Origin of the sequence: Moorella humiferrea (assembly GCF_039233145.1) — a bacterium.
In the GTDB taxonomy this organism is placed as follows: Bacteria; Bacillota; DSM-521; order Neomoorellales; family Neomoorellaceae; genus Neomoorella; species Neomoorella humiferrea.
Window position 1 is genome coordinate 2,511,553 of the sequence record NZ_CP136419.1, and the last position, 14,316, is coordinate 2,525,868.

The window sequence follows — 14,316 nt, forward strand, 5'->3', positions numbered from 1 at the left end:
TATTTTACATCTTATCATCAGCCCATTGTACCGTCAATCCCGACGGGGAGCGTCATTCCACCTTCACGGCCATGCCGTCCTGGAGCACGCCCACGTTGGTGACGGCCACCTGCTCGCCGGCCTCCAGGCCTTTGAGGACCATCACCTGTTCCTCGTTTTTCAGGCCCAGGGTTACCGGCCGCCGCTCCACCCTGCCGTCCTTCACTACGAAAACATAATCACTGCCGCCTTCCGTCCGCACGGCCGCAAGCGGGACGACGACGCCCTCCGGCGCCGTCAGCTTAAACACGGCGCGGGCCGTCATGCCGGCCTTCAGTTCGCCCGGATTGGCCAGGCTCACCTCCACCGGGAAGCGCTGGCCCGTGGCCGCCGCCACTGGCCCCACCTGGGTCACCGTACCGGTAAACTCCCGTCCCGGCAGGGCATCCAGGGTGACCGTCACCTTCTGCCCGACCGCCAGCAGCGGAACGGCCTCCTGGCCGACGGTACCCTCGAGTTTCAAGGTCGCGGTGTCGGCGATGATCAGCAGGGGCTGGGGGCTGGTGGGAGCCGCCATTTCCCCGGGATTGATGTTGCGGTTGGTGACCACGCCGGTGATGGGACTTGTAATCACCGCATTGCTCATATTAACTTTAATGGTATTGACCGCCGCTTCGGCCTGGGCCAGACCGGAACCCGAAGCCGTTTCATACTGCTTTTTGGCCACTTCGTACTGCTTGCCGGCGGCCGCATAGCCGTTTTTGGCCTGGTCCAGCTTGGTCTGGGCGTCGTCCAGTTGGCTCTGGGATGCCGCACCGGCGTCGACCAGGGCCTTAATGCGGTCGTAGTACTTCTGGGCAGCGTCCAGGGCCACTTTGGCGTTGGCCACGGCAACTTGCGCCGCTTCCATGCTCAGGCGTGCCTGTTCCGCCTGTTCCCGGACGCTGTCGACGGCGGCCTCGGCCTGCTGCAACTGGGCCTGGAGCTCTTTAGTGTCGATCTCCACCAGGACCTGACCGGCCTGCACCCGGTCGCCGACGTCGGCCTTCACGGCCAGGACCTGACCGGCCAGCTTGCTTACCACATTGGCCACCCGCGCCGGCGCCAGGGCGCCGCTTATCGTCTGCGTCGCCTCCAGCTTCCCTTTAGCGGCGGTAGCGGTTTTCACGCTCACCTGCCCGCCGTCCCCGGGCCCGGCACCGCATCCCGCGGCGCCAACTACCAGGAACAAGACGAGCAAAAGGGCCCACGCCCTCTTCCCCCAAACTCGCATGGCTCGTTCCCCTCCGCGATAGTTTCTTTATCTAATATGAATCCGTACTGAAGCGTTCATCCCCGGCATCAACTGGGCATCGGCGGCGTCGACGAGCTGGATTTTCACCGGTATGACCTGGGTGACCTTGGTGTAGTTACCGCCGGCGTTCTGGGCCGGCAGCAGGGAAAACACCGACGTCGTCGCCCGGCCCACGGAGGTCACCCGGCCGCTGAAAACCCGGCCAGGGTAGGCGTCGATGCGCACGTCCACCGCCTGCCCGACCTTGACCTTGGCGATGACCGTTTCCTTTATATTGGCGCTGATGTAAAGGTTGCCGGTGTCGGCGATGACGGCCAGGGCCGTGCCCGGCGCCGCCATCTGGCCCACCACCGCTTTGGACTGCAGCACCTGGCCGTTTATCGGCGCCTGGATTTCCGCCTTGCCGGCCATAACGCCGCCGGTAGCCCCCAGAACCTGGGGATTGACGGCCCCGGAGGTCAGGGCGGCTTCGAGGTCCAGCCGGCCCAGGACCTGGCCGGCCTTTACTTCATCCCCTTCCTTGACGCGCCATTCCAGGAGCTTCCCCGCTATTTCCGGGGTGACCGTCACCGTGTCCGCCGCCACCCGGGCGTCGTCGGTGCTGGCATAGTTGACGTTTTCATAGTAGTAGTAAAAGGCGATGGCACCGGCGCCGGCCAGGGCCAGGACCAGCACCAGGAGGATTATCAGCTTCCTAGACAACTGCCGCTCACTCCCCGCTTTCTTTACTCGCTAACCCCAATTCCCGGCCGGCCGCCGGACCCTTTGCGCAGGAAAAAGGCCGGAAGGACGCCGACCAGGGTGAAGGTCGTCATGATGATGAACAGGTCGTCTATACCCCGCACGAAGGCCGCCTGGGACACCTTGGCCGCAAGGTAGGTGGTGGCCAGGCTTTTAACCTGCTCCGCCGCCCCTCCCCCCAGATAAACGCCGGCGCGCTGGAAAAAGTCCACGACGGCCGGGTTGTCTGCCGTAACCTGGCCGGCCAGTTGCATGGAATGCAGGGCCGTGCGGTGGTTCAAAATCGAGGTCAGGATGGCTATCCCAAAGGATCCCGACACCCGGTTGATGATGTTGGTCATGGCTGAAGCCCGGCCCACCAGCTCCGGCGGTAGACCGGCCAGGGCCGCCGTCTGGGCGGGCATGGAGGCAAAGGATATGCTGATGCTGCGCAGGACCATCCAGGTGACGAGCACCCGGTCGGGAGTTATGACGTCCAGGTTATGGAACTGGTAGGTCGTCAGGGCCGCCACCAATAGCCCGGCAACGGCCATCAGGCGGGGGCCGATACGATCGTAGAGGCGGCCGGTCACCGGCATCATCAGCGCCGAGGCCAGGGCGCCGGGCATGGAGAGCATGCCCGTCTCCATGGCCCCCAGGCCGCGGACGGTCTGGAGAAAAAGGGGAATGTAAAAGATGCCCCCGAACAGGCCGATGGTGGTCGCCACCACCATGAGATTGGCCAGGGTGAAGGCCGGATAGCGGAACACCCGCAGCTCCAACAAGGGGTTGGGACAGGTAAGCTCCAGGTAGACGAAAAGTCCCAGGGAAACGGCGCTGGTATAAAATAGGAGGACGATGGCTTCCGAAGTCCAGCCCCAGTCCGCTCCTTTGCTCAGGGCCAGGAGGAGGGTGAAAAGGCCGACCGCTGCGGTTACGGCGCCGCCGATATCCAGGCTGCCCGCCCCGGCCGGGGGAAAATCGGGCAGGTACACCAGGGAAAGGAGCACCCCCAGCACGCCGATGGGCAGGTTGATGGTAAAGATCCAGCGCCAGTCAACGTATTCCACCAGGTAGCCCCCCAGGGTCGGCCCGATGGCCGGGGCCACGAAGAGGGCGATCCCCAGCACGCCCATGGCGCTGCCGATCCTTTCCTGGGGCACCATGCGGTAAACCATGGCCATGGTGGTGGGCATAATCAAGCCGCCGCCCAGGGCCTGGACCACCCGGGCCGCAATGAGGGAATCGACGTTCCAGCTTAGCGTGCACAGGAGCGAACCGAAGGTAAAAAGCGCCAGGGCGAGGATGTACAATCTTTTAAAACCCAGCTTGTCACCCAGCCAGCCGCTTAAGGGGACGACGACCCCCAGGGCCAGCATGTAAATGGTGACCACCCACTCCACCGTGCTGGTATCGGTGTTGAAAACATGCATAATCGTCGGGATGGCCACGTTGACGATGCTGGAGTCCAGGATGGACATGAAAGCACCGATGAGGGCCACCAGGACGGGTATGACCCAGGACCCCTGTCTGCCGCCGCCATCCCCCGGGCGGCTTGCGCCTTTAGCGGCTTCACCTCGCTCACGCCCGGCCATGGCATTCACCTTCTTCCCTTTCCAGGTATTTGTTGAGGGTTTCCAGATCGGCTACCAGCCGCCGCCTGATTTCATCCGGCAGGTGATCAAAGATGCGCCTCAACTCGCCTTCCAGGGCCGCCGCCAACCGATCCATCATCCCGGCCAGGGCGGGAGTGCCCCGCACCAGGGTGCCGCGTCGGTCCCCCGGATCCGGCAGCCGCTCCAAGAGCCCCCTGGCCGCCAAGCGGTCGAGGATGCCGGTGAAGGTGCTGGGCGGGATCCCCGTAAGCCCGGCCACCTCCGTCACCCGCAATGAACCCCTTTTCCGCACCTTCCAGAGGACCAGGATTTCCGTCCCGGAAAGCCCTTCCGCCTGGAAAAGGGGCGCCAGGCGGCGCACCAACCGCCGGTGCACCTGGCTGAAAAGCTCCAGAAGCTGGATTTCCTCCATTCCCACCACCCGCTTTGAACCCGAATATTACGAGATCGAAACAATGACGGTAAAAATAATAGCACCTTCTTGGTGCCCTGTCAACCGTTACAAATTTTGATAAAGGCTTCTTCCCATTTTAGGTTTGTTGAAGAGACGTTTTTGAACTATACAGCTTTTATTGTAGCGCCTTGGAAGATAGGTTTTTCAGGATAATCGCCCTGGCCTCTTCCAGGGTATTAACCGCGAAAAGTTCTTCCAGGACCCGGTCCAGAACTTCCAGCCTGTTCTCTTCCTGCACTTTTTGTTGCAGGTCGCCTGTTTCGTCGCCGAACCTGCGGGACAAAAACTTGCTAATCACTTCCCGGGCCTTTTCAACCCTGCCTTCCATCCTGCCTTCCATCCTGCCTTCCATCCTACCTTCCATCCTGCCTTCCATCCTGCCTTCCATCCTGCCTTTTTCGTGCCAGCTAGTAGTAATCTGCATGATCTTATCGGCCTCCTCCCTGTCAATCTTATCCAATTCCCGATAAAATTCCTCTTCTTCTTTCTGATTTAGTTTTAAGTAGCTCTCAAAAAAACCGCCCAGCAATTCCATGCGGGCAGGGTCGATTTGAAGGCGCGTAAGCATCCGCATGAATTCTACCTTTACTTTTACTCTTTCTTCCGGCTTAAAGCCCATCTTGCTTAACAGGGCAGCCGCTACTGGATTATCACTGTTAATATAATCCCGCCAGTAAAGCTTTTTTAGTTCCAGCTTGTAGAAACGGAACTTTAGCACTTCCAAAAAAGAAAAATCTACGGTAAAATTATCCGGTTCGTCCCGTATCTGGTCGTAGCTGAATATGGCTATGGGCAAGATTTTAAGCCGGTACTTTTCATAAAGCCGGCTAAAATAAATAAACATTCTTTCGTTAAAGTCTTGTTGCACGTAGCTTTGCGGTTCTATATGGACCAAGATTAAGCCCGGCTCATCTCTAAGTCGTGTTTCCACCAGGAGATCAACGATATGTCTTTCCCCGGCGGTTACGTCGGTAAAGACCTCCTGTTGCAGAAATTTTACGTGTTCAAAGTCAATAACCCTACTGGCCAGCGGGATAAATAGCTGCATGAACTCGGCGAAGAAGTTTTCTAGCAGTTCTTTAAATAACCTGTCGTGGTCGATATGATTATGCAGCATCTGCTTCAGCCGCTCCCGTAACTCCTGTTCCCATTTATCTTTACTTAAAGTTTACACCGGAAAAAGCCGGCTAGCAAGGGTTTACCTGTGAATGAAGACCTTACCTGCCCGTGATGCTGTAAATTTGTAAAACCCTGCTTCAAGCCTTTAGAGGGAAGGAATTGGTAAACAAGGTAGATCGTTGGTCCAGGGCAGTATTTTTCGTGTTTGACACCGCATACGTCAGGCTATATAGATAATAGTAGATAAGTAACTAACTAGTTAGTATACAGCCATGTTCCGGCAGTCCCAAGCATTTAAGCAATACAAAGGGGTGACCACTGTGGACGTTTTAACCCGCATCAAACTCAAAAAAACGGCAGTAACCTTCCTGCTGGCAGGCATAGTCGCCGCAGCCGTCTTTATCTTTCACAACTACTTTTATAAGCAGCAGGTAGCAATCGCCGAAGAGCGCGACAGCCTCATCGCCACCGGGACCATAGAAGCCAGGACCGCCGTGGCGGCCTTTAAAATACCCGGCAGGATCGAAACCATTCTCGTCGACGAGGGCGCCAGGGTGGAGCAGGGCCAGGAGCTGGCCCGCCTGGACAGCAGCGAGCTCAATGCCAAGCTGGCCCAGGCCGAAGGGGCCTATGCCGCCGCCCAGGGGCAGGTTAACCAGGCCAGCCATAACGTGACCTTACAGAGCCAGCAAATTGAAGCCAAGATCAAGCAGGCCGAGGCAGGCGTCGCCGCAGCCGAGGTGGGCGTTAAGGACGCTCAAGATCAGGTAAACGCAGCCGAGGTAGGCGTTAAAGATGCAAAAGATCAGCTAAACAATGCCCAAGACCTCTACGAACGCCTCCGTCTCCTGCATGACCAGGGGGCCATAGATGACCGCAAACTGGAAGAAGCCAGAATCGGCTACGAGCGGGCCCAGAACGCCTACAACGCAGCCCAGATCAGCTATGAGCGAGCCCGGAACGCCTACGAGGCAGCGCAAAAGAAGCTGCAGGAGGCCCGCGCCCTTCTCGACCAGGCTATTTCGGCCCGGACAGGCGTGGCGGTGGCCCAGGCCCAGCAAGAAGCCGCCACCGGCCAGGCCAAGCAGGCCGGCGGTGCGCTAGAGGAAGCAAAGGCCTACCTGGCCGACGCCGTTTTAAAAGCCCCCATAACCGGCTTCATCACCCAGAAATACCTCGAGCAGGGCGAAATGGTCAACGCCGGGACGCCCGTCTTTGAAATCACCGATTTGCTCCATACCTACGTCAAAGTTTACATAAGCGAAAAGAAGATCGGCCGCGTCCGCCTCGGCCAGGAAGCGGAGATCACGGTAGACGCCTTCCCGGGCAAAACCTTTAAAGGCAAAGTGGTGTGGATCAACGACGCCGGCGAGTTTGCCGTCAAAAAGGCGATTAATGATCAGTACGACCATGACATCCGCAGCTTCGAGGTTAAAATTGACGTCCCCAACCCGGATCTGATCTTAAAAACCGGTATGACGGCCAGGGTAAAGATCCTGGAAGGGGAGCGGCAGTAATGGAGACAATCGTCGCCGTTAAAGACCTGACGCAAAAAATCGGCCGAAAAACCGTCCTGGACGGCCTGAACATCGAAGTAAGGGCCGGGGAATGCCTGGGCATCTTCGGCATGAAAGGCAGCGGCAAGACGGCCCTCCTCCACATCCTGGCCGGCATCGACAGGTTCAATTCCGGAAAAGTAGAGATAGCCGGGATGGATATCCGCAGGACCGAGAAGTTTAAAAGATACCTGGGACTGGTCACCCAGGAGCGCAGCCTTTTCCAGGATCTGAACGCGGCGGAAAACCTCGACTTTATCGCCGCGCTGAAAAACGCCGGCCGGGATAATATCAACCGGCTGATTGAGCGGCTGGAACTGGGCGAAGTGTTAAATCAACCCGTAGGCCACATGGAGGCGGGCCCGTACCAGCGCCTGGCCTTGGCCTGCGCCCTCCTCAACAGCCCCCGACTGCTCATCGCCGACGAGCTCCTCGGCGCCATCGACCTGGATTCGCGCCGCATTATCTTGCAAGAGTTAAATAACTTTCTTGCCGGGGGCGGGACTTGTATCTGGGCTTTCAGCAACGCCGAGTTTATGCACCACGTCCACCGGGTAGGCTGGCTGGAGAAAGGTAAAATCGCCTCCTACCCGCCCGCTGAAGCCCTGACGCGGTGGAACGCCCGGCTCCAGGCCATCACCGGGCAGGGCGGTGGCGGCGATGCTTAGACAGTGCCTGGCCATTATGCGGCGCGAGGTGTTTTACCTCTGGCGCGACAGGGGCTTGCGCTATATCCTTTTCTGCGGCTCTATATTGGGGCTGCTGCTCTTCTACGCCGTCTACAGCGCCCAGGTATTAAAAGACATCCCCACCGCGGTCGTCGACCTGGACAACTCCGCCGCCAGCCGCGAGCTGGTGGACAAGATAGGCAAGGCGGAATATTTAAAGCTAGTCGCCTCGGTCACGAGTTACGACGACCTGCAGGAGTTAATCAAGCAGGGGAAAGCCGTCGTGGGCGTCGTCATCCCCGAAAACTACGGCAGGAATCTGGCCCTCGGCCGGCAGGCGCGGGTGCTGGCAGTTATCGACGGGAGCAACATGATCTATGCCACCAACGCCTCCGCGGCTTTGCTGACCGTCACCCGCACCCTCAGCGCCCAGGCCGGCGTCAGCGCCCTGGTGGCCCGGGGGGTCCAATTGCAACAAGCCAAAGAAGCCTACCAGGCCATCGACATCAGCGAGGAAGCATGGTTCAACCCGGCCCTCAACTACGCCTACTTCCTGGTGCTGGCCCTGGCTTTAAACATCTGGCAGCAGTGCTGCACCCTGGCGGCGTGCCTGAACGTCATCGGCGAAAGGGGCATGAAAAGCTGGCTGCAGATCAAGGCCTGCGGCATTTCCAAATTTAGATTATTCGCCAGCAAATCGATGGCCCAGATATTTATTTTTATGGCCGTCGTCTTGCCCGTGTATGTCCTGGCCTTCGGCGTCTTTAGGCTGCCCCTCAACTGCAGCTTACCGGCCCTTCTCCTCTTCACCCTGGCCTTCGCCGTAGCCATCCACAGCATCGGCACCCTGGCGTCCAGTTTCGCCCGCAACGCCGTCGACGCCGCCAGGTTCGGGATGATTATCGCCCTGCCTTCCTTTGTGCTGTCGGGCTATACATGGCCCCTGGAACCCATGCCGGTTTACCTGCAGAAGGTTGCCTGGATACTGCCCCAGACGTGGTTCTTCCAGGGGATAAACTACTTTGCCTTCAAAAACGCCGGCTGGAATTTGATGGCCCATTATATACTAGCCATGCTGGCCGTCGCCGCCGTATGCTATGGCGCAGCGGCCGTCTTTATCGCGCGGAGTTAAGGGGAAAAGGCTCATGCGGCAGATCCTCAACATCGCCCACTACGAAATGCTCCATATTTTTAAAGAGAAAATCCTTTTTTTAATGGTTTTCCTGGTACCCCTCGGCTACGCCGCCCTTTTCGGCGCCACCTATGTCAGCGCCATCCTGAACAACGTGCCTGTAGCCATCGTCGACCTGGATGACTCGAAGCTCAGCCGGGAAATAGCCGCTGCCTTCGCCAACAGCCCCCACTTCAAGGTCGTCGACGACATAAAGACTTATCCAGAGCTTCAGGAGGGGATGAAAAACGGCCAGGTACGGGCCGGCGTGGTCATCCCGGAACACTTTGAGCAGGATATGGCCCAGCACGCCTTGACGCGGGTACTGACCGTTTACGACGGCTCCAATTTAATCTGGGGGTACAATACCCGCAAGTACATCCGCGAGGTGTTTAACGATTTCATTGCCGGCAGGGCGGCATCCTACCTGGCGGGGCTGGGTTATACTAAAAACGAGGTCCGCGCCATTATGGACACGGTTTCCCTGAACACCGAAGTCTGGTACAACCCTACTTTCAGCTACACCAACTTTTTATACATGGGGTTAATCATGATTATCCTGCACCAGATCGGCCTCCTCAGCGTCAGCCTGACCGTAACCCGCGAGAAAGAGCGCCGGACCTGGCTGCAGTTCTTGAGCGCACCCGTGCCGGCGTGGAAAATCTTCGCCGGCAAGGCCCTGCCTTATTTCCTCGCTGGCTTCTTTAATTACGTCCTCCTGCTCTGGTTCGCCGCCCGCTTCGTCCACCTGAAGTTCGGCGGTTCCCTGACCCTGCTTATCCTGCTCGGCCTGCTCTACGACTTGATCATCACCGCTGCCGGTTTTTTTATTTCCACCCGTGCACCCAACTCTCTGCAGGTTACCAGGTACGTGATGCTTTTGTCCGTCCCCTTGTTCATGATCTCCGGCTTTACCTGGCCCTGGACCCATATACCGGCTTTTATCAATTTCCTGGCCCGGCTGCTGCCTTCCACCTGGATGATGCTGGGCTTTCGCCAGGTCGCCCTGAAGGAGCTTGAGTTGAGCTATATCCTGCCGCACATCCGGGCCTTGAGCCTGATGGCTTTCCTGGCGGTGCTGGCCGCCGTCACTTTTCCCAAGCGGCTCAACCCGCCCCCGAACGGCGGGCCGGCGATAAACAACGGCCCCTCGTATCTCTCCCGCTGGAAATAACCCCGGAACCCTGGCTGGACCTGAAAAAATGGGGTAAAATTTAGTCTGTAAACCTGACAGGTAAGGCGTGAGCAAATGATGGAAAGGAGCGCAAAAGGCAGCCGGGAACGCATCCTGGCTGCCGCCGAAGAAGTCTTCGCCGCCAAAGGCATAGATGGCGCGCGGGTAGATGAAATCGCCGCCCTGGCGCGGGTAAATAAACGCATGCTCTATCACTACTTCAACAGCAAAGAAGAACTGTATACTTACGTCCTCAAGGTGAATTTCGAAAAAAGCCTCGCCGCTGGGAAAAAGGCCTTCCGCGAGAAGGGTGATATCAAGCAGCAGGTCGCGGCGGCCATCCGCAATTACTTTTATTTTCTGGCCGCCAACCCCAACTACCCCCGCCTTATGGCCTGGGAAGCCCTCCAGGGCGGAAAGTACGCCCGTAAAGTTTTGCCGGAGGTGTGGGAACAGGGGCTGCCCAGCCTCAAGGCCATCCTCGCCGAAGGCATTTCCCGGGGCGTTTTCCGCCCCGACCTGGACCTCAAACAGGTGCTGGCCAGCATCACCACCCTCTGTTCCGGCTATTTCACCAACAAGGATATTCTGGCCATCCTCTGGGAAGAGGACCCCTTGAGCCCCGGCAATATGGAAAGGAGACTCAAGCATATTACTGATCTGATTTTAAACCACATCGTCGCGTGACCTGCTCTAAAGGCTTCTTCCCATCTCCCGGGGCGTGATATAATATTTTATATATCTCTGGATGCGGATAAAATAAGCGCCAGTGAGAAAATGGTTAAAAGAGTTGTTCTGAAAACTTTGATCACTAAGTTAGAAGAAATAAATCGTACTGTTGAAGAACTTAAAAAAAGCCTTGGCTACTTTGAAAGGAAATACGGGATGAGTACCGAAGCATTTTATCAGGCCTTTGTTCAAGGTAGTCTGGATGATAATATGGATTTTTTTGAGTGGAAAGCAACAAAAGATATGCTAGATGAACTAAAAATAGAAAAAGAAACCTTGCTTGGGGTATTAAAATGATCCAGGAATACTTCGACTTCCTAAAGAAAATCGCCATCACATTTGCTTTAACCCAGGAATTTCGACTTATTAAGGAAGTGATTGCTCTTAATTGAGGTTTCATCAGGTTTATTATCAAGTTTGTTGATGGATCTGAACTCCATGTTTTTGAGCATGTAGATGCTCGTTTGTATAAAATGGATTATTCCTATCACTGGCAGGATGAAAATAAGAAACCGATAAAAAGATGGGATAATGCTCCCCATCATCCAGAGATTAAAACAAGTCCGCATCATATTCACGAAGAGGATCAAATTAAACCCTTTATATAAACTACGTTAATTGAAATTTTAAAGATAATAGAGAATAACTTCTAGATTCCCTGCTTTTACGGACTTTTTACCTCTATAAGGTGAGCGGGCGGTTTATATGACCTTTGCCAGAGGGATAAAAACCTCACTTACTAGTATGACTGTCGTCAGGAACTCTATACAATTGTAGTGTACTATCCATTAAGCCCTTTGTTGCCCTGGTCGAAAACCCTGTCTTTTTTCTGCCGGATTAATAATTTAAGATGCAAGGTTGGGGTTATTTTTTATTCTTTGGCAAATGGTAGGTTGTATTTGACGTTTACCTACCTCGCCTGTAGTGGACTTTCACCAACAAATTAACGCCCATCTCGGGCGCACCGCAAATAGGCCGCAGGATGTCGATCCTGCGGCCAGCTTTTTCCTTATTACCTGGCTTTAAAGGGTGGATTTGTCTGCCTCCAGGATATTTAGGACCCGCCGCAGCATGGCCGTCGCCTCGGCGCGTGTGGCGTACGCTTTGGGCAGGATAAACCCCTCCGGCGTACCCTTAATGATCCCCAGTTGATAGCACAGGGCCATGCTTTCCCGGGCCCAGGGCGAAAGATCGTCGTAGTCCTTAAATTCTTTCAACTTCTCCAGGGCACCACTCAAATCGGCTGTGGTTTTGTATCCCGTGCCCAGCCCTCTGGCGATCATCGCCGCCATCTCTTCGCGGGTGATGTTCTGGCCCGGCGCGAAATGGTCCTGGTCGATACCGGCAACCAGCCCGGCCCTGTAAGCGCCTTCCACCGCGCCGAAATACCGGCTGTCGGGTATCACGTCAACGAAGGTGGGTTTTTCTGGTGTTATTTCCATCCCGCCAAAGGTCCTGAGAACCATGGCCGCGAACTGCGCCCGGGTGGCGGGGTTGTCGGGTAGGAAGAGGTCATCCAGCAGTCCCTGAACGATCTGCCTGGAAGCCATGTAGACGATATCTTTTTCCGCCCAGTGGCCGGCAATGTCGGCAAAGGTTTTCTTATACTCAAGGACCGCATATTTTCCAGGGTTGACCAGGGAGATCTCAACCTGGCCAGGCGAGCTAAAAGATCCCTGGACGATATTCCAATCGCATCCAGCTTCGTTATAGGTGAAGACCCCGAGATAGAGGGGATCAGCAACTTCACCCTGCCGGTAAGGCAGCGTCAGCATTACCTGGCTGGTCTGTTTATCCACCCGGGAGCCGTCCGGCCGCTGCCAGTAAATATCAATATCGTACACAGCGCTCTTCAAGGCGTTGGGGCCGGGGATCGACAGCGGCGCCGGCTCTATGGTTTTGTATGAGAAGCTTAAACTGCCGCCCCCTTCCTTGGAACGCAAAATCTTCAAAGGAACTTTGAAAGTGACTTCGTTACCTTTTACCAATAGGCTGTAACCTTCAAGACCTTCAAAGTCGTCGACGTTTATCAAAGGCAAAATTACCTGGACGCCTTCCCTAGTGTAACCTTCCGGTATGGTCAACCCTATTACGTCTTTGGGCCTGCTTTCCTGCAAAAGCTGGACCATGTCGTCCAACCCGATGGCGGCAAGACGGTCGTAGAGCTTTTCCGCTTTTAAAATTACGTTGCGGTAATGCTCTGGCAGGGTTTTCTCACCCAGGGAAATGATGACCTTGGTTTTGGTGGTCCTGGCGGATATGCTGCCGGCAGGAAGGTCGGCCATACCAGCGGCAACCATCCTGACCACCTGGCGGATATCGTCCCGCATGTAGTCCTGGACATCGCTTAAGTTTAGCTTATCCAGGGCGTCCTGCAGGTGGTCAATCATGGCGCCTACATCAATGTTTCCCTGCTCAAAGGAGTATTTGTAGTACATCAGGTCGTCTATAACCTGCTCATTGTAGCTCTTATCCTCTTCGTCTCCAGCCAGGGCGGTTCCCGGCTGCAAGAAGACCAGGGCGGCGACTGCCATCAGGATGGCCAGAAGAAACGCTTTATAATGTGCCAATGAACGGTTTCCCATTTTCCCCCTCCTTTTACCCTGATATTTTTTAAACTGCGACGGGAAAATAAAAACCGTAGGGGAAAGCCTGCCCCTGCGGTTCTTTCCTTAAGTTTTTCAGACCGTTTCTGGGTGGTCCGATCTCCCTAAGACATGGCCCAGGGCTTTTCAAAGGCAAGTTTCAAGTAAGCATGGTTTCGCACCAGCTCGTCAAGGGCTTCCTGGGCTTTGGCGACATCTACTTCCGCAGCGATAACATCGGCTTTGGTGTTCATGCCCACCTGGGCTTTGGCCTGTTCCACCCGCAGCTTTTCCTGGGCGGCGCTCAACGCTGCCTGGGCGGCGCTGTAGTTCTCTTCCAGGCTTTTAATCTGGTAATAAAGGGACCGGGTTTTCAGGGCCGTCGCTTCTTTAACTGTTTCCAGGGTATATTCAGCTTGCTGCAGCTCGGCCTGTCGGGCATCATAGGGGGTATAGGATCCTGAGCTGTACATCATCGTTGCGCTCCAGCGTTTAACGTCAATGTTCTGCTGGGCTTTCCAGACGTTGGGGTCGTTCTCAAGCACCCGCTGCACCTCGTATTCCAGGTTGGCTATATCTAATGGTGAATAGGCAGGCTCTTCCTGCAGTAACGGCCGGGCGCCGGCGTCAAGGCCCACCAGGTTGTTGAAGGTGGTATAAGCGCTGTCAAGGGTGTGCTTTGCGGCGGTAAGGCTGTCTTCAGCCTGTTTCCAGGCGCTCTCGGCCGCAGTCAGGGTTGACGCAGCGGCCGTCCCGGCCTGCACGGCAGCGCGCGCGTTCTGAAGGTTCAACAGGGCCTGTTGCATGACCTTTTCCTGCAGGGCCACCTTTTCCCTGGCTACCTGGACGTCCCAGTAGGCTTTACAGACTTTAAGCGCCAGGGTGTCCAGGTTGGCTTGATAAGTACGCTGGCTCGCTCGATAGTTTAAATCCGCGCCGAGAAGGCTGAGCCAACTGGCTTCTATTTGCGGGCCGTAGGCGCCGTTGTACCCGCCCTCGACCGGTGTAAAACTCATATTTTCCTGGGCATTTTCACGCAGTGCCCTGGTGCGGTCAATTTCCGCCAGGGCGCTTTTCAAGGTTTCATCATTCTTGATCGCCATGTCTACGGCCTGCTGCAGGGAAATAACTTCCCCGGTGCCGTTGCCGTCTTTGCTTGATGCCGCTATGGCCGTTGGAACGGCAAAAGCTATAATCAACAAAGCTCCAACAAATGCTGTGAGAATCTTGCGAAGTATTTTGCGCATCGTT

The 14,316-nt window shown here is 56.1% G+C and carries 14 protein-coding genes; 7 read left to right on the top strand and 7 right to left on the bottom strand.

Translation table 11 applies throughout. The features are described 5' to 3' along the window. Positions 1-52 precede the first annotated feature (52 nt). From MHFGQ_RS12950 to MHFGQ_RS12970, 5 genes are all read right to left on the bottom strand, one after another. Positions 53-1,252 (bottom strand): efflux RND transporter periplasmic adaptor subunit, encoded by a 1,200-nt coding sequence (locus MHFGQ_RS12950; RefSeq protein ID WP_106004868.1) that lies wholly within the window; start codon positions 1,250-1,252, stop codon positions 53-55. A gap of 27 nt (positions 1,253-1,279) precedes the next feature. Continuing rightward, entirely contained in the window at positions 1,280-1,975 is a 696-nt protein-coding gene (locus MHFGQ_RS12955; protein ID WP_106004867.1) for an HlyD family secretion protein, read from the bottom strand. A gap of 23 nt (positions 1,976-1,998) precedes the next feature. Continuing rightward, complete coding sequence (locus tag MHFGQ_RS12960) at positions 1,999-3,588, bottom strand: DHA2 family efflux MFS transporter permease subunit (protein WP_106004866.1); 1,590 nt, start codon at positions 3,586-3,588, stop codon at positions 1,999-2,001. Further along, complete coding sequence (locus tag MHFGQ_RS12965; protein WP_106004865.1) at positions 3,575-4,021, bottom strand: MarR family winged helix-turn-helix transcriptional regulator; 447 nt, start codon at positions 4,019-4,021, stop codon at positions 3,575-3,577. Before MHFGQ_RS12965 ends, MHFGQ_RS12960 begins: the two co-directional genes overlap by 14 nt. Before the next feature lie 157 nt (positions 4,022-4,178). After that, positions 4,179-5,180 (bottom strand): Rpn family recombination-promoting nuclease/putative transposase, encoded by a 1,002-nt coding sequence (locus tag MHFGQ_RS12970; RefSeq protein WP_106004864.1) that lies wholly within the window; start codon positions 5,178-5,180, stop codon positions 4,179-4,181. A 322-nt stretch (positions 5,181-5,502) separates the two neighbouring features. Between MHFGQ_RS12970 and MHFGQ_RS12975 the strand changes: the two genes are divergently transcribed. The 7 genes from MHFGQ_RS12975 (at position 5,503) to MHFGQ_RS13005 (ending at position 11,088) form a co-directional block, all read left to right on the top strand. Next, positions 5,503-6,699 carry an HlyD family secretion protein gene (locus tag MHFGQ_RS12975; RefSeq protein ID WP_106004863.1) on the top strand — a complete coding sequence of 399 codons (1,197 nt, stop codon included), beginning with the start codon at positions 5,503-5,505 and terminating at the stop codon, positions 6,697-6,699. After that, on the top strand, positions 6,699-7,406 hold the full coding sequence (locus MHFGQ_RS12980) for an ATP-binding cassette domain-containing protein (RefSeq protein ID WP_106004862.1): 708 nt from the start codon (positions 6,699-6,701) through the stop codon (positions 7,404-7,406). Before MHFGQ_RS12975 ends, MHFGQ_RS12980 begins: the two co-directional genes overlap by 1 nt. Continuing rightward, positions 7,399-8,538 (top strand): ABC transporter permease, encoded by a 1,140-nt coding sequence (locus tag MHFGQ_RS12985; protein WP_106004861.1) that lies wholly within the window; start codon positions 7,399-7,401, stop codon positions 8,536-8,538. The genes MHFGQ_RS12980 and MHFGQ_RS12985 overlap by 8 nt, the downstream gene beginning before the upstream one ends. 13 nt (positions 8,539-8,551) lie before the next feature. Beyond that, the gene (locus MHFGQ_RS12990; RefSeq protein WP_106004860.1) at positions 8,552-9,751 is read left to right on the top strand and encodes an ABC transporter permease; all 1,200 of its coding nucleotides are present in this window, start codon (positions 8,552-8,554) and stop codon (positions 9,749-9,751) included. 75 nt (positions 9,752-9,826) lie between these two features. Further along, positions 9,827-10,438 carry a TetR/AcrR family transcriptional regulator gene (locus MHFGQ_RS12995; RefSeq protein ID WP_245907804.1) on the top strand — a complete coding sequence of 204 codons (612 nt, stop codon included), beginning with the start codon at positions 9,827-9,829 and terminating at the stop codon, positions 10,436-10,438. A 90-nt stretch (positions 10,439-10,528) separates the two neighbouring features. Next, positions 10,529-10,777, top strand: coding sequence for a hypothetical protein (locus MHFGQ_RS13000; protein ID WP_106004859.1), 249 nt, complete (start codon positions 10,529-10,531; stop codon positions 10,775-10,777). A gap of 167 nt (positions 10,778-10,944) precedes the next feature. Continuing rightward, on the top strand, positions 10,945-11,088 hold the full coding sequence (locus MHFGQ_RS13005) for a toxin-antitoxin system TumE family protein (RefSeq protein WP_425463815.1): 144 nt from the start codon (positions 10,945-10,947) through the stop codon (positions 11,086-11,088). 414 nt (positions 11,089-11,502) lie between these two features. On the opposite strand, the gene MHFGQ_RS13010 is transcribed toward MHFGQ_RS13005, so the two are convergent. Then, the gene (locus MHFGQ_RS13010; RefSeq protein ID WP_106004858.1) at positions 11,503-13,065 is read right to left on the bottom strand and encodes an S-layer homology domain-containing protein; all 1,563 of its coding nucleotides are present in this window, start codon (positions 13,063-13,065) and stop codon (positions 11,503-11,505) included. Between the two features lie 125 nt (positions 13,066-13,190). Next, positions 13,191-14,312, bottom strand: coding sequence for a TolC family protein (locus MHFGQ_RS13015; protein WP_245907803.1), 1,122 nt, complete (start codon positions 14,310-14,312; stop codon positions 13,191-13,193). Positions 14,313-14,316: the final 4 nt, after the last annotated feature.

Coding starts and splice junctions, on each gene's coding strand:
- MHFGQ_RS12950 (WP_106004868.1), bottom strand. CDS start 1,252: ATGCGAGTTTGGGGGAAGAGGGCGTGGGCCCTTTTGCTCGTCTTGTTC.
- MHFGQ_RS12960 (WP_106004866.1), bottom strand. CDS start 3,588: ATGGCCGGGCGTGAGCGAGGTGAAGCCGCTAAAGGCGCAAGCCGCCCG.
- MHFGQ_RS12965 (WP_106004865.1), bottom strand. CDS start 4,021: ATGGAGGAAATCCAGCTTCTGGAGCTTTTCAGCCAGGTGCACCGGCGG.
- MHFGQ_RS12970 (WP_106004864.1), bottom strand. CDS start 5,180: ATGCTGCATAATCATATCGACCACGACAGGTTATTTAAAGAACTGCTA.
- MHFGQ_RS12980 (WP_106004862.1), top strand. CDS start 6,699: ATGGAGACAATCGTCGCCGTTAAAGACCTGACGCAAAAAATCGGCCGA.
- MHFGQ_RS12985 (WP_106004861.1), top strand. CDS start 7,399: ATGCTTAGACAGTGCCTGGCCATTATGCGGCGCGAGGTGTTTTACCTC.
- MHFGQ_RS12990 (WP_106004860.1), top strand. CDS start 8,552: ATGCGGCAGATCCTCAACATCGCCCACTACGAAATGCTCCATATTTTT.
- MHFGQ_RS12995 (WP_245907804.1), top strand. CDS start 9,827: ATGATGGAAAGGAGCGCAAAAGGCAGCCGGGAACGCATCCTGGCTGCC.
- MHFGQ_RS13000 (WP_106004859.1), top strand. CDS start 10,529: ATGGTTAAAAGAGTTGTTCTGAAAACTTTGATCACTAAGTTAGAAGAA.
- MHFGQ_RS13010 (WP_106004858.1), bottom strand. CDS start 13,065: ATGGGAAACCGTTCATTGGCACATTATAAAGCGTTTCTTCTGGCCATC.
- MHFGQ_RS13015 (WP_245907803.1), bottom strand. CDS start 14,312: ATGCGCAAAATACTTCGCAAGATTCTCACAGCATTTGTTGGAGCTTTG.